This is a genomic window from Gaetbulibacter sp. M240, assembly GCF_043876815.1.
GTDB lineage: Bacteria > Bacteroidota > Bacteroidia > Flavobacteriales > Flavobacteriaceae > Gaetbulibacter_A.
Genome location: NZ_JBAWKA010000001.1, coordinates 793,353 through 807,758, shown reverse-complemented (window position 1 = coordinate 807,758; position 14,406 = coordinate 793,353). Strand labels below are relative to the sequence as shown.

14 protein-coding genes are annotated in these 14,406 nt (G+C 36.4%); 5 read left to right on the top strand and 9 right to left on the bottom strand.

The window, feature by feature from the left end; translation table 11 throughout:
- Positions 1-6: 6 nt before the first annotated feature.
- The 4 genes from V8G61_RS03605 (at position 7) to V8G61_RS03590 (ending at position 5,408) form a co-directional block, all read left to right on the top strand.
- Positions 7-855, top strand: coding sequence for an alpha/beta fold hydrolase (locus V8G61_RS03605; RefSeq protein WP_394874064.1), 849 nt, complete (start codon positions 7-9; stop codon positions 853-855).
- Positions 856-1,023: 168 nt separating this feature from the next.
- Positions 1,024-2,418 carry a short-chain fatty acid transporter gene (locus V8G61_RS03600; protein WP_394874063.1) on the top strand — a complete coding sequence of 465 codons (1,395 nt, stop codon included), beginning with the start codon at positions 1,024-1,026 and terminating at the stop codon, positions 2,416-2,418.
- A 171-nt stretch (positions 2,419-2,589) separates the two neighbouring features.
- Positions 2,590-4,602: a M13 family metallopeptidase gene (locus V8G61_RS03595; protein WP_394874062.1), complete on the top strand. Its 2,013-nt coding sequence runs from the start codon at positions 2,590-2,592 to the stop codon at positions 4,600-4,602.
- Positions 4,603-4,691: 89 nt separating this feature from the next.
- A complete protein-coding gene (locus V8G61_RS03590; RefSeq protein WP_394874061.1) occupies positions 4,692-5,408 on the top strand; it encodes a VIT family protein in 717 nt (238 codons plus the stop codon).
- Between the two features lie 190 nt (positions 5,409-5,598).
- On the opposite strand, the gene V8G61_RS03585 is transcribed toward V8G61_RS03590, so the two are convergent.
- From V8G61_RS03585 to V8G61_RS03555, 7 genes are all read right to left on the bottom strand, one after another.
- Positions 5,599-5,799, bottom strand: coding sequence for a DUF6327 family protein (locus V8G61_RS03585; RefSeq protein ID WP_394874060.1), 201 nt, complete (start codon positions 5,797-5,799; stop codon positions 5,599-5,601).
- A 3-nt stretch (positions 5,800-5,802) separates the two neighbouring features.
- A complete protein-coding gene (locus V8G61_RS03580; protein WP_394874059.1) occupies positions 5,803-6,153 on the bottom strand; it encodes a hypothetical protein in 351 nt (116 codons plus the stop codon).
- 2 nt (positions 6,154-6,155) lie between these two features.
- Positions 6,156-6,488: a YtxH domain-containing protein gene (locus V8G61_RS03575; protein ID WP_394874058.1), complete on the bottom strand. Its 333-nt coding sequence runs from the start codon at positions 6,486-6,488 to the stop codon at positions 6,156-6,158.
- Positions 6,489-6,902: 414 nt separating this feature from the next.
- Complete coding sequence (locus V8G61_RS03570) at positions 6,903-9,134, bottom strand: TonB-dependent receptor (RefSeq protein WP_394874057.1); 2,232 nt, start codon at positions 9,132-9,134, stop codon at positions 6,903-6,905.
- A 27-nt stretch (positions 9,135-9,161) separates the two neighbouring features.
- Positions 9,162-10,478 carry a tetratricopeptide repeat protein gene (locus V8G61_RS03565; RefSeq protein WP_394874056.1) on the bottom strand — a complete coding sequence of 439 codons (1,317 nt, stop codon included), beginning with the start codon at positions 10,476-10,478 and terminating at the stop codon, positions 9,162-9,164.
- Between the two features lie 79 nt (positions 10,479-10,557).
- Positions 10,558-11,124, bottom strand: a complete 567-nt coding sequence (locus tag V8G61_RS03560; RefSeq protein WP_394874055.1) for a DUF4331 family protein — start codon at positions 11,122-11,124, stop codon at positions 10,558-10,560.
- Between the two features lie 33 nt (positions 11,125-11,157).
- Positions 11,158-11,808, bottom strand: a complete 651-nt coding sequence (locus tag V8G61_RS03555) for a DUF4331 family protein (protein ID WP_394874054.1) — start codon at positions 11,806-11,808, stop codon at positions 11,158-11,160.
- A 155-nt stretch (positions 11,809-11,963) separates the two neighbouring features.
- Here V8G61_RS03555 and V8G61_RS03550 point away from each other — a divergent pair, with 155 nt between their 5' ends.
- Entirely contained in the window at positions 11,964-13,139 is a 1,176-nt protein-coding gene (locus V8G61_RS03550) for an LETM1-related biofilm-associated protein (RefSeq protein ID WP_394874053.1), read from the top strand.
- Between the two features lie 18 nt (positions 13,140-13,157).
- Here the strand turns inward: V8G61_RS03550 and V8G61_RS03545 are convergent, their stop codons facing one another.
- Together V8G61_RS03545 and V8G61_RS03540 are read right to left on the bottom strand one after the other, a co-directional pair.
- Positions 13,158-13,913, bottom strand: a complete 756-nt coding sequence (locus V8G61_RS03545; RefSeq protein WP_394874052.1) for a LytR/AlgR family response regulator transcription factor — start codon at positions 13,911-13,913, stop codon at positions 13,158-13,160.
- 136 nt (positions 13,914-14,049) lie between these two features.
- Complete coding sequence (locus V8G61_RS03540; RefSeq protein ID WP_394874051.1) at positions 14,050-14,376, bottom strand: 2TM domain-containing protein; 327 nt, start codon at positions 14,374-14,376, stop codon at positions 14,050-14,052.
- Positions 14,377-14,406: the final 30 nt, after the last annotated feature.

The following is a 14,406-nucleotide window of genomic DNA, read 5'->3' as shown; positions in this document are numbered from 1 at the left end:
TTGATTATGGAAGCAATAATTAAAATAAATTTAGATGGTTTGGTTTTCGATTGTCACACTTCAGGTGATAAAAAAGATCCAATGATATTATTTTTACATGGCTTTCCGGAAACTGCTTTTATGTGGAAACCTTTAATGAAAGCGTTTGCCCAAAAGGGCTATTACTGTGTGGCACCGAATCAAAGAGGTTATAGTGGAGGCGCCTGCCCTAAAGGTAAAAAGCATTACAGGATTGATTCTCTGGTTGCCGATGTTCTAGGTTTTGCTAAGGCTTTGAACAAATCTCAATTTCACCTCGTGGGGCACGACTGGGGTGCGGTTATCGGCTGGAATGTTGTTTATCATTATCCGGATAAAATTTTAAGTTGGACGGCACTCTCTGTACCTCATATGCAATCCTTCGGAAAGGCAATGACCACCGATCCTGAGCAAAAGAAAATGAGTCAGTATATTAAAGACTTTCAACTTCCATTCTTACCCGAAATGCGAATTATGAAAAATGACCTGAAACTTTTTAAGCGCCTATGGAAATACCATTCAAAGGAAGAAACAACGTATTATTTGAAGGTTTTCAGAAACCGAAACCAGCTTACCGCAGCCCTTAACTATTACCGAGCAAATTATAAACTTTTAAAAAGTGCTAAAAAGGGCCAAATACTTGGAGAAATTGATGTCCCAACCCTCTTCATTTGGGGTAATAAAGATATAGCACTTGGTAAGGCTGGTGTTGATGGCACCCCTCAATTTATGAAAAATGACTATCAGTTTGTGGAGTTAGAAGCCGGGCACTGGTTAATCCAGACGCAATACGAAAAAATCAAAACTTACATAATAGAATTTATTGATCAAAATTAGGAAATAGAAAAATAGGTTTTAAAAATTAATATTTTAAATGAAGCATAAACATACCCAGAATTTGGAGTCTTATAAAAGTTTTAATTTTTCATTAATTTAGTGGTATCCCCAACGCGATCAGTAGCAATTTAACCACCCAAATATTGGTATTAACTAAACTGACCAAAAATGACCATAACTGGTTTTGGGGAACATATAACCCAACTTTTTAAGAAATATATGCCTGATGCTTTTGTATTCGCATTGGCATTAACGGTAATCACCTTTACAAGCGCTCTTCTTTTTACCAACACTACTTTTATTGATACTATTGTAGCCTGGTATAAGGGTTTTTGGCTCTTATTGGAATTTGGTATGCAAATGGTCCTTATGCTAGTAACAGGATATTCAATTGCGCTATCATCTCATGTTAAAAAGTTGTTTTACAAACTAAGCCGATACATTTCAACACCACGACAAGTTTATATTTTTATACTTATTGTGGGTATGCTTTTAAGTATGGTAAGTTGGGGCTGGATGGTAATCACAGCTGTTCTGGCTCGTGAATTAGCGCCTCGCGTTAAAGGTGTTAATTATCCCTTTCTTATCGCTTGTGTGTATTTCTCGGGAGTTATCTGGGTTTGCGGTTTATCAAGCACTATTCCTTTATTATTGAATACTCAAAATAACTATCTCATTGAGGCTGGTATTTTATCAAATACTATTTCAACCGAGATCACCTTGGGTTCAATTTTAAATATTCTGGTATTTATTGTGATGATCGTAGGTTCCGTAATTATTTTCCCCCTATTTGCACCTAAAAAAGGCCCTGAACTTTCAGACCTGTTAATTGATAAGGATCATAAAAAAGAATACTCTATAGAAGATGAGGCAGAAAGCATGAATCTTAAGGAAAATGCTGTTTCCGACCGTTTAAATAATAGTTCCCTGCTCCAATACGGCATTGTCCTTATGGGGCTCATTTATATTGTATTTCACTTTTTAACCGGTGGTTTTGATCTGAATCTTAACATCATGATTTTTATTTTTATCATTCTGGGCCTAATACTTCATAAAACGCCCATGCGCTATGGTATCGCGATGAAACGATCCAGTTCTAATATTTCAGGAATTCTATTCCAATACCCGTTCTATGCCGGTATAATGGGTATAATGATCTACACAGGATTAGGGGAATCCATCGGTGCCTGGATAGCTTCTGTGGCCACTGTGCATACCTATCCACTATTCGCGTTTCTGAGCGGAGCGATTATAAATTTTGCCATTCCATCCGCAGGTGGTGAATTTGCCGTTATTGGTCCAAGTATCATCAATGCTGTAAAAGAAATAGGTGCCGGATTACCACCACAAGAGGTTATTGAAATGGTATCAAGAGCATCCCTTGCGGTGGCCTACGGAGAAACTTTAACCAATTTATTACAACCTTTTTTCCTCCTTATTGTGCTTCCGGTCATGGGTATTGGCATCAAACTTCAGGCACGTGACGTTATGGGCTATTTGCTTATTCCATTTGCTATTTTCTTTATTTTAATAGGCTTTATGGTCATGTTTCTACCATTATAGAATTAAATAAATTTTATTTGAATGGATTCAAAGAAGTAGTTCACTCCTCTATTATAAACAGTAGCTAAACATGTCACCCGAAATTTCGCTTTGTTGTTCAAATTCGTATCTTGTAATACAAATAAAAGAATTGTTTCTCTTTAATTGATACGTTTATTAATCTCCCTTTTTATGAATAAAATAGCACCTATTATTGTTCTGCTACTAGCATTGGTGGCCTGCAATAAGATCTCCGAAGAAGATCCAGAACTGATTACCGGAATAGACACCTCATTAAATCCCGGTGATAATTTTTTTAGATATGTAAATCACCAATGGTACGACACGGTACAAATTCCTAAAAACCAATCAGGTGTAGGGGCGTATCGTTTTATGAATTACCAGCAACGCCTGAAACTCCAGAGACTGCTTGATAGCATTTCAAAAATCAAATACCCGCTGGGAAGTATTGAACAAAAGGTGTCCGATTTTTATATTTCGGGTCTGGATACGGCTACCATAAATCAATTAGGCTATAAACCGGTAAAACCATTACTTACAAAAATTAGCTACATCAACAACACCCATTATCTATTGAAGTTTGTTACCGACAATTTAAAGGTGAATAGTACTTCCCTCATTAATTTCAATGTTGGCCCTGATAAGAAAAACAGTGAAATAAATATCGCTCATGTATCTCAATCAGGAATTGGTTTACCCGACAGAGCCTATTATTTTAATTCTGATCAAGCATCTTTTCGGATTCAGGAAGCCTACAAGGATTATCTTGCTAAACTTTTCGAATTAACCGAGCATGATCCTGATAGTTGTGAACATTTTGCTAATGTCGTTTTCAATTTAGAAAAGCAATTGGCTAGTTCCCATAAAACACGCGTAGAACGGCGAAATATTAAGGCTAATTATAATAAGGTCGCTATTTCAGATCTGGAGAAACGACAACCAAACCTGGAGTGGTCTGAGGTTTTGAGTGATTTAGGCGTAAAAAGTGATTCTATCGACATGAGGCAAATTGCATATTACGATAAATTAAACAGGCTTTTATCTGAAGTGGCCATGAAAGATTGGAAACTTTATTTAAAGGCCACATCTTTAAGACACTTTGGAAGTAAATTAAGTAAACCTTTTACAGATGCAGCTTTTGAATATTCAAAAGTTCTTACAGGTCAGAATGAACCAAAGTCCCGGAAAGAAATTATCACAAGTGCTGTTGATGATTATTTAGGCGAAGCCCTAAGTCAGATTTATGTAAAGGTCTATTTTCCTGAAGAGGCCAAAATTAGTATGCTGGAACTCGTTAATAATTTTCAAAAGGCATATGCTAAGCGCATTGATAACTTGGAATGGATGACTGATAGCACAAAATTGAAGGCAAAAGAAAAACTTTTTGCCATAACCAAAAAAATTGGATACCCGGATACTTGGAAAGACTATAGTTACGTGCATGCATTTAAGGACACTTATTTTGAAAATGTAATTTCTGCTGATGCCGCCAAGTTTTTACGCCAAATTGAAAAATTAGGAAAACCTGTTGATCATTCAGAATGGTTCGTAACGCCTTCTACGGTAACAGCATACAACAATCCATCGGCTAATGAAATTGTTTTTCCCGCAGGCATTTTGCAGCCACCTTATTTTAATTATAAAGCTGATGACGCCTTGAATTATGGGGGTATTGGCATGGTAATTGGCCATGAGATCACGCACACATTTGACGATCAGGGAGCACAATATGATAAGGATGGCAATTTAAATAACTGGTGGACAGAAACCGATTATTCTAATTTTAAAGCGCGTATTCAACAAGTTATCGATCTGTACAGCTCGTTTACGGTATTGGACAGTCTTCATGTTGATGGTGCCATGTGTGTTGGAGAAAACACCTCAGATATTGCCGGTATTGCAGTAGCTTATGATGCCTTCAAAATGACAAAACAAGGCCAGGACACTACCAAAATTGGCGGCTACACACCCGATCAACGTTTTTTCTTATCTATTGCAAATATATGGCGTGTAAAAATGACTGATGATTACCTGCGTTACTGGATCAATACCAACCCACACGCTCCTCCAAAATGGCGCGTCAATGGGCCACTTATGAATACGACACCTTTTTATGAGGCTTTCAATCTAAAACCTCAGGATAGCATGTTTCTGGAAAAAGAAGATCGAATAACTGTTTGGTAAGCAGCTAATTCCAGGAAGTTTAGTAAATTAGCTAGAGAAGTATTATTATCCTAATCTAAATTTTAGGAATAAACTTAAAAACACCTCATATGGCTGATAAAAATGACAGTTTTGATAATTATTTAGATAGCCATTACATCCACCGAAGTAACTGGTTACGTGCGGCTGTACTCGGAGCAAACGACGGTATTTTGTCAACTGCCAGTATTGCCATCGGTGTTGCTGCAGCGAGCAGTGCGCGAGAACCAGTGATTTTAGCTACCCTGGCCGGTCTGGTTGCTGGTGCTTTATCCATGGCCGCCGGCGAATATGTTTCGGTAAGTTCTCAAACAGATGTTGAAAAAGCCGATATTGAACGCGAAAAAGAAGAATTGGAAGAAATGCCGGAGCTCGAGTTGCAGCGTTTGGCCGAAATATACGAAGAGCGTGGATTGAAAAAAGAAACCGCTCTTATAGTGGCAAAAGAGTTAACCGCTCACGATGCTTTGGGCGCACATATTCGTGACGAATTAGGAATTAATGATATTAGTAAAGCCAAACCTTTACAAGCTTCATTGGCATCCGGAGCTGCTTTTACCGTTGGTGGTTTATTGCCATTTATGGCTACCCTTATCACACCTTTGGACACCATGGAATACTATCTTTATGCTTTTGCGCTTCTTTTTTTAATAATCCTAGGTGCTGTTTCAGCTAAAACAGGAGGGTCAAGTATTGGAAAAGCTATTATCCGGATCACTTTCTGGGGCACAGCAGCCATGGGGCTAACAGCTCTTGTAGGCTACTTATTCAATGTTAACGTTGCATAATCCAATATTTTAATAAAATTATATCGATTCAGATTATATAGAATAGAATGTTACAACAAGATCTTCGATCTGATTATGACAGAAACTGAACTTATAGATTTATGAATTAAATATTAGGGATTAAAAAAAGCTTTAAAATTTCTATCAAAAGAAAATTTAAAGCTTTTTCTGGTTTAGAAATTGTGCTTTGCTAGCGCAGTAAGCGCCTCATTATAAAGTAAACCCCATATTTCTGAGCCACTTTATAAACACTTATCATCCACTGCTTGGGTTCCAATTCATTACCAATCTTGTTCTTATGTAACTTCATTTTCTCCAATGCAATACGACGTTCTAAACTCAGTTGTTTTAAATCGCGTTGTACATCGCTATATGATTTATAGGTTTTCATAAGTTATTCGTCAAAAAAATTAGTTGACAATCGTCGCACAACAAGATCGTTGATGCGGTAACGATTACCATAAAATATTCCGGTTAAAATGACCACTACACCTGCAGTTATCACATAACCTAAGGAGGCGTTCTCCAAAAGATCACCAAGATAAAGGGCTAAGGCGAAAGCTAAAAACATAAGTGCTGAAAACAACAAGCCGCCAATAATCACAATTTTAGTGATCAAACTTATAGAATCAGTTACTTGTTGAAACACTTTAAGTTTATAATAGGCTTGTGATTTTTCAATATAGGTTTTTCCCGAATCGCCCAATTTTTCTGAGGCCTCAGTTATATTTTCAAAAAACTCCATTTTTAGGCCTTTTGAAATTTCTTATTTTTTGCTTTTAAATCTTTTAACTTTTTTTCAAGGGCACCAATCACATCATCACCTTTCAAATTAACATCGGAGACAACACGGTCTAGCTGCTCTTCTAAGGTATCTTTATTTTCCCCAGGCATGGAATTCATTACTTTTTCTTTTAAGTTTTCGGCCTCTTCCAAAGCTTTATCTTTGGCATCAATGGCTTCATCCACTATACGTTGTCTTGTATTAGATCCTTTATCCGGGGCAAATAACACACCCAAAGTGGCACCAATGGCCGTTCCTGCTAACATTCCTACTACTACATTACTTTCTTTACTCATAAAATCTTAAATATTATTTTTCTGTTATTAATTATTTTTTTGAAATGCTTCCTAACATGCTTTTCATGTTATTAATGCAAGAGTATTTCGTAAACTCTATCTATAACATACCATAAATTATTCGGAATATCAAGGGGTTTAAAGAAACTTTAACACTTGACAAATAAAGGGTTTACAAGCCTTTCCCTGTTTTCAGGTTGACATATAAATCTGTCATCCAATTAAAAATCTCTGATTTAAATTACTAGATCTGTTATTCTATTTTAATCAAGTGAAAAGAGACAATAAAACATTTTAGTTGTTGCCGAGAGTTCTAAAAATAGAAAGCGCCCAATCTTAAACAATTGGGCGACTTTCCGTCTAACAAACCTAACCAAAAAATAATATTTAGGTTAAACCAAAAAACTAACTAATTCAAAATTTTAAGGAAACACTTGCTCTCAAAGAGAATGGTGTTCCTGGTGTGAAATGTATTTCTTCAACGGGGTTATCCTCATTTTTAAGCTGAGACAAGGTTGCAAATTGCGTTTCATTCCATTCTGTATTAAAAATATTTTCAATAAAAACCCCAAACGTCAAGTTGCTTACCGTATAATTTAGATTTAAATCGGATACCAAATAACCCTTTGCTTCGATAGAGTTGGTCTCAGTTGCAGGTCTATCGTCAATATATCGGTAGTTAAAACTTCCGGAGAACCCATCCAAATTTTTAATTGTTATACCACCTGCCAAAGTTGCATTGGGAGCTAAGGGAATATAATTTTCATTGTTAGGAGCATCCAAACTTCTAGCTCGGGTCAAGGTCAGGTCGGAATTCAAATACAACCAATCCAAAACTTGATAACGCAATCCCAGATCAAGTCCAAAACGTTCTGATTTTCCACTAGGCTCTATAACCCCAGCATCGCCGACATAGACAAATTCTTGTTCTGAAAACAGGTACCATAAGGCTGAGTTGACAATTAATTTTGATGTAGGTTTCCAAATATTTCCAAAATCAAGACCGTAAGCCTGAGGCAAACTGTTTTGTTGAAGATTGGTAACCACAACGCGCGTATCATTTGAATGAAACCCTATCCCCGATTTCAAATACCATTGCAAATTATCTTTAGGGTTATAATAGAGGTTCAATTTTGGATTTATCACAAAACTCGTTTTCGATGATCTTTCAACCGAGTTTATTAACTTATCACTGTACAGGAAATTAAAATAATCCAGCCGAATTCCGGATGTTAACTTAAAGTCTCCCAGATCTAAGCTAGCTTCAAAAAAACTATTCCCATTGGACTGGTTTATATCTCCTAGTTTTACACGCTGATTTACCGTTGTTCTATTAATCGTTTTAGACAGCTCAGAATTGGTAGTACTGTCATAACGTAAACCCAATCCATATTTAAGTGTTAAAGGATTATCCTTTATATAGGTATTGGTCTTAAAGGTCGCATTAAACCCATAGATATCACGAGCCTCATTTTGTTTTATTTGATCCCCATTTACCGGATCTTCTAGAAAAAATGTGAAATTTGAATAGAGCTTAAAATTATAATTCGTGTAAAAGACATTTGCATTTAAAGTTGTATTATCTGCAACCTGTTTCGTAAATTCTAAATTTAGATTCCTTCGTGATGTTTCACCACCTTCTGTATCATCGATGGCTCCAAAACGTGAGATCTGGCCACTATCAACAGCACGCTGTGGTATTTGCCCCGAGGCATCCCACCGGCTCGTAAACTGAGAAACAGAAAGAGTAAGCTTATCATTATTAGGTGCATAATAACTGTACTTACCAAATATATTAAGACGGTTAAAATTCTGAGGAGAATCAAATGGACCGTCCGATTCTAAATATTCCAATGCTACATAGGCATTTTTATTTTTATTTTGATCAAGTAAATTGAACATTCCTAGAGTTCTAAGGGTATTAAACCGTCCTAAACCAAAGGAAATGATATTTTCATCGATTACATTTTTAGTAGAAAAATTAACATATCCGGCTGTGTTAAAATCGCCTTCCTCGGTATAATATGGCCCTTTACCAAAATCTATTTTATTGATCGTTTCAGGAATTACAAAATGTAAATCGCTATATCCCTGACCATGAGCATGAGACACCATGTTTACAGGCATACCATCAACTTTAATAGAGATATCTGTTCCGTGATCCAGATCAAAACCGCGCAAAAAAAGCTGTTCTGCTTTTCCGCCACCAGCATGTTGCCCAACCATTAATCCGGGAACCTTTCTTAAAATATCCTGGGATGAGTTTACGGGTGTTATATTCAAATCTATTTTAGTAATCGTGTTCAAAGCATTGACTTGTTGCGAAATAACCAATTCATCTAATTGATAAGTTTTTTCGACTAAAACAATATTTGCAGGATCCTTAGACGGTTTTACCGAAATAACGATAGGTTCATATCCTAATAATCCAACCTTTAACGAGTCGTTCTCCTTGGTTTCTTTTATAATAAATTGACCATTTTCAGTGGAGTGCGCGTGGGTTTTCGAATTTAAATTATAAATGTAAGCCGACTCCAAAGGCTGATTTTTCGCATTAACAACAAATCCTTTTAATTGTTGACCAAAGCCAAAGACGCCACTAAAGAATACCAGTAAAATCAAGAATCGATTCAAAATCAAGTTCATAACACTACGATTTGGGTGAGGGTACAATTAAATATTTTGAATTTTTTTAGCCATAAGTGGTCCTAGCTCAAATACGCTGGCCTCTAATTCAGTTTTTAATGCTTTGGCTTTATCTTCTTTGCCATTAGCCTTATAGATTTCTGCTAAATGAAATAAGATTTGAGGTTCAAAAGTTTTTCCAACAACATACTTTTCCATAATATCAAGTGCTGATTTAACATCACCATGATTAAACTCGGTCCAAGCTAATAAATCGTACGATTCAGGTGTTGGCCGATTGTTAATTTCGGTATAAGCTAAGTCAAGAGCCTTCGCCGTTTTCTGTTCTTCTTCGGTATACAACATCACATTGTATTTGTTATACATATGTCCGTAACTGGTTTTTTGAACCGCCTTTTTGTAGTTTTCCAAATACTGTTTTTTCAATTCAGGATTTGAGTTATACTCCGCTATTTCAGCCTTCAGCAAATAATAGCTAGGTGATTCATTATATTCAGCGATATGATCAAGGATTCTTAAAGCTTCATCGGGGTTTTTCTCATAAGAATACACGATCCAGGCAATACCCTTTTTAGCATAAGCATCATTAGGATCGATTTTTAAAGCCCTTAGATAAAACTCATAAGATTGTTGGATTTTACCGGCATGCCCGTAATAATCAGCAAGATTGGTGTAGATCCATTGGTTGCGTGAAGGTATGTTAGAGGCTTCACCAATTTCTTTAGCCTTTTCCATATATTTAATGGCTGAATCCAGATCACCGCGATGATCAGACCACTTTGCCAAACGAATTAAATAATCAAAATCGTTTGGATCAGTAACCTTGTCTAAATAACGTTTTGCCTGGGTATAATCTCCCAATTCCATATACACATCAAAAAGCATTTTTTGAGTAGACTCCAGTCCTTCTCCTATTGCTTCAGCCTTTTTTAGAAGTTTTAAAGACTCATTAAATCGATGTTGAGAAATATAATTATGGGCCAGGGATTTCAAATAGCCTGGGTTTTTGTAGTCTGTGGCTTCATTGGCCCGAATCAAATTATTTTCAGCTTCGATCAAGTATTCTATTCGACCTGTTTTGTCGAACATTTTAGATTGAGATGCTGCAACTTTAACTAAATAAGGAAATTGTTCTGGTTCTTTTTCAAGCTTTTTTTCCCAAAAAGTAAAATCTTCCTTAGTGCGCTGCAACACCTCATCTCTAGTAATGGATAAATAATCCTTATAATCCTCATTATTGGTAATTTGTTCTCTTTCTTCATGACCCTTACAGTTCACTAAAAGCAGAACGAGTCCACATAGAATGACGAATGGGGCAATAGATTTTGTATTTAAAGTTTTCATTATTTTTTGTTTGTTAGAAGGTAGGTTAGCGTATTAATATAATACCAGGGCACATACGTGCCCCGATATTAAGGGAGAATTACCATGGTGAGGCTAAGTATGGGAATGAGGTTAAAAAGGCCTTGTCGTTCATGTCAACATGGTCATCCGATAATCCTGGATTTTCGGAAAAGTCTTCACCTCCGAAGATTAGTAATAGCTCAACAGTAATCACATCATCAGCCAAGGCACGACCTGTAAGCACATTAGTTCCATCAAAAAAGGTGGTTGTTCCATCTAAGGATACATTCAGTACGTCAGTGGCTAATATGCCGGTAAAAGCAGCCGCATCAAGACCTAATGCATTTTGATCTCCTGGTTGCGCATAAGCCGGGCTTAAAGCTTCTAAATTTGCTTGAAACATGCTCTGAAAAGATGCATTTTGTTCCGAAGGAATAGTAACATTAAACATATCTTTATTCTCTCCTGAGGTAAATACAGTGTTTACTGCTGGTCGTCCCATTTGATCTTCCTGAGCATAGGTTCCGGAAAAATCTATCGGGGTTGGGTTATTCGGTATATCATCACCCAGATCCGTGCAGCTAAAGCCAGAAAGCACTACTACTGCCATTAGGGTAAGTATTTTTATATTTTGAATTGATTTCATAAGTCGTATTTTAAAATTATGTGTTATTATTTTTTATTTTCTTTTTGATTCTACCCAGGTGTTAATCGTACCTGAACCACCAATCATTGATTTTGGCACTTCTACTACAATTGACATAACGTTGGTACCTGCGAAGGTATCCGATCCGGGATCATTGAAACTCGCGGCCATACCACCAATAATTTCTGAATAGCGTGCAAAATCCATAAAGAATGGGTCGTCTCTAGGCCCGGCAAAAAATTTCATGCCACCCACTTCGCTTACTATCGCGATTGAACCATAAGCGGTAATATCAACTACCCCGCCATTCATAGTACTAGTTTCTACCACACTATTTAATCCGGTTTGGCTCGGTGCTACAGGTCCGAAGAAATACATTTTTCCATCTCTTGGAATAGCCTGGATAACCAGATCTTCTACGTTGTCACCGGTATTATCGATATTGAATTCTACCATGACATTTTCGTCAAAAGAAGCCTGACTTGTATTCGAGGGACTTAACAGACCCTGAACATTAGCAACAAATACCAAATTATTGGTATCCTCACCCTGAAAGGCGTAATAATCGGTAATATCACTATTACCACCTTGAACGGCGGGAGCATCAATATGATCGGCAGCGACCATAAAGAATCCGGCAACAGCCATAACTCCTAATCCAGTTAAAATTTTAATTTTTTTCATTTGTTTTAAATTTTTCATTATTAATATGTGTTTCACTCTTCAGCCATACCTACGCAAAAAAGAAAATAGCGGTTTTGTTAAAATTTTGTTAAAATGAAAAACAAGGCATTTTCGATAATAAGATTTATCTTTACGGCCTATTAGAAAATGAGCTTATGAATCCTTCAGCATCAGGTTGGATAAAAAAACTAAGGAGTGATATCTCGGATAAAGACAAATTGTTTGCCTGTAGTCCGGAAGCTTTCTATGATGCTTTACGAGAGTGTGGTTTTATTTATGGCAGTAATTTGCATATCATTGATCATCGGATTCCTAAAAATGATCTGACAGAAGAAGAGTGTTGCAAGGTTAATTTGTGTTTATCCTTTTTACACATTTATCATCATTACAAAAATGACCAATCGTTTGTAGAGAGTGTTATCGGGTTCTACAACGACATTAATGCCCTTAAAACCTCTATTTTCGATAGCCTTTTATCTGAAAAGAAAACCAGTGAACAGCTTGAAAAAATAATAAATAAGCGTATTCAGATCGATGCTAATGTGCTTACTAAAAACTTTAATTATTTTATTGTTAATGCACTTCTATATATTGATGTTTTAGCATACAGGCATTATTTGAAAAACGGCGAGGTTTCCACGGATTATTTAAAAAACTTGGAAGCTGCTATTGCTGCGATTTCCTTGGATGTTCTTTTATCAAAGAAGGAGAAAAACACGTATGACGAAAGTTTAATCAAGCTTTTTGAATCCTCATTACGGTATCAGGATCAGAGTCCTATGAGTTTTGAGGACGCTGTAAAATTTATTGATAGCCCGTTGAAAAAATTCTATATTCTCGATCTGGCCTGTATGGCAAGTTGGAGTGATCAGGTCATTGACGAAAAAGAACATCACTTTTTAAAGTTACTCGGTAGTAGTTTGCGTTTACATGAAAACCGTGTAACTACTTCTATCGCCATGATCAATACCTTTTATACGAAACACAAGGACAATATTGCCTTATTAAGTTCGAAAAACATTGTACAGAGCTTTTACGATAATTCGAGCAAAATGGTAATTAAGCTAATAACTAGAAATAGCAAACGCCTGTATCGCGAATTAAAGGATAGCAAAGAACTTATGATATTATTAACGCAGTCGACCGTTCGCGATCTGAACGCTGAAGAACAAAAAAAAGTGCATGATCAGCTATTCGATATCTTTAAATCAATTCCAAGTTTAGCAATTTTTATGTTACCCGGTGGTGCCTTACTTCTTCCTTTAGTTATTAAGTTTATTCCTAAATTATTACCCTCGGCCTTTGATGAGAATCGCATCAATGAGGAATGATCTAAACTTAATAGTATTTTATTCCAACCAGTTTCTAAAATCTTTAACGCGTTCCCGAGCAACAATAATATGTTGCTCATTATAAGTGTTTAATTTTACTTGTAATCTGGAATTGGTATAACTTATAATATCTGAAATGGCATTGACATTCAAAAAGAACTTCCGGTTTACTCTAAAAAATGTTTGCGGTTCCAGATCGTCCTCCAACTGATCCAGAGTAACATCCAGCAAATAATTTCTTCCGGATACGGTATATAAATAGGTGCCTTTATTTTCACTATAAAAACATTCGACCTCCTCTGTAGAAATGAGTTTTAGATGTTGACCTACTTTAACGGAAAACCGCTTTTTATAAGCTCTATCGATAGGATTTATAAGTAACTTTTTAATTTCACTGAAGTCTACAGTCACCGGTGCAGCTCGATGAGTACGCTCTTTGTATTTTTTGACCGCGCGAACCAATTCGTCTTCATCTATGGGTTTCAACAGGTAGTCGATACTATTCAGTTTAAAGCCTTGTAAGGCGTACTCGTCATATGCTGTTGTGAAAATGACCGCACTTTTAATATCGATAGTTTCAAAAATTTCGAAAGACAACCCATCACTTAACTGAATATCTAGAAAAATAAGATCAGGATGGGTATTGGTTTTAAACCATTCCCGCGCCTCTTCTACGGAATGTAACATGGTGTGCACATGCATCCTTTGTTTTTCCAACATGCGCTGTAAGCGCCTGGCTGATGGCTTTTCGTCCTCGATGATGATTACTTTCATTGTTTGGATTTTAGAATTGCGTTAGGGATTGAAGCGGTATCCTTTTTATGTTTAAATAAATTTGGTGGTTTTTGCTTAGGTTAAACATAAAAAGATTAAGCTGAAAGCCCGCCCGAAGGGAACGCCCAAATTAATATTATTCCCAAGTTTTACGTTCCTTTTCCATGAATTCTTTCATTTTCCGTTGTTCCCAGGATTTGCTGAAAAATACGTTTTTCCCAAAAACACGAAGGGCATGAAAGCTGATCCCGATACCCCAGAAAATAGCAGTACTAAAGGTTGAAAAACTCCAGAATAGTTCGCCGCTTTCTCGCGTGAATACGTAAATAAGAAAGATATTGATAACCAGATACCAAAAGAGGTGCCAATAAAAACCTTTGATCTCTTTAACGCGTTTTTGCGCTCTGTAATAGGCCTCTTCGTTCTTGTATTGGGAACTGAAATTTGAATCTTGCGTTTCCATAATGTGTTTTATTGTTTATTGTTGATCAAT

Excerpts from the sequence above, each read along its gene's own strand:
- V8G61_RS03565 (WP_394874056.1), bottom strand. The coding sequence starts at position 10,478 with ATGAAAACTTTAAATACAAAATCTATTGCCCCATTCGTCATTCTATGT.
- V8G61_RS03605 (WP_394874064.1), top strand. The coding sequence starts at position 7 with ATGGAAGCAATAATTAAAATAAATTTAGATGGTTTGGTTTTCGATTGT.
- V8G61_RS03595 (WP_394874062.1), top strand. The coding sequence starts at position 2,590 with ATGAATAAAATAGCACCTATTATTGTTCTGCTACTAGCATTGGTGGCC.
- V8G61_RS03555 (WP_394874054.1), bottom strand. The coding sequence starts at position 11,808 with ATGAAAAAAATTAAAATTTTAACTGGATTAGGAGTTATGGCTGTTGCC.
- V8G61_RS03575 (WP_394874058.1), bottom strand. The coding sequence starts at position 6,488 with ATGAGTAAAGAAAGTAATGTAGTAGTAGGAATGTTAGCAGGAACGGCC.
- V8G61_RS03600 (WP_394874063.1), top strand. The coding sequence starts at position 1,024 with ATGACCATAACTGGTTTTGGGGAACATATAACCCAACTTTTTAAGAAA.
- V8G61_RS03580 (WP_394874059.1), bottom strand. The coding sequence starts at position 6,153 with ATGGAGTTTTTTGAAAATATAACTGAGGCCTCAGAAAAATTGGGCGAT.
- V8G61_RS03550 (WP_394874053.1), top strand. The coding sequence starts at position 11,964 with ATGAATCCTTCAGCATCAGGTTGGATAAAAAAACTAAGGAGTGATATC.
- V8G61_RS03570 (WP_394874057.1), bottom strand. The coding sequence starts at position 9,134 with ATGAACTTGATTTTGAATCGATTCTTGATTTTACTGGTATTCTTTAGT.
- V8G61_RS03560 (WP_394874055.1), bottom strand. The coding sequence starts at position 11,124 with ATGAAATCAATTCAAAATATAAAAATACTTACCCTAATGGCAGTAGTA.
- V8G61_RS03540 (WP_394874051.1), bottom strand. The coding sequence starts at position 14,376 with ATGGAAACGCAAGATTCAAATTTCAGTTCCCAATACAAGAACGAAGAG.
- V8G61_RS03585 (WP_394874060.1), bottom strand. The coding sequence starts at position 5,799 with ATGAAAACCTATAAATCATATAGCGATGTACAACGCGATTTAAAACAA.
- V8G61_RS03590 (WP_394874061.1), top strand. The coding sequence starts at position 4,692 with ATGGCTGATAAAAATGACAGTTTTGATAATTATTTAGATAGCCATTAC.
- V8G61_RS03545 (WP_394874052.1), bottom strand. The coding sequence starts at position 13,913 with ATGAAAGTAATCATCATCGAGGACGAAAAGCCATCAGCCAGGCGCTTA.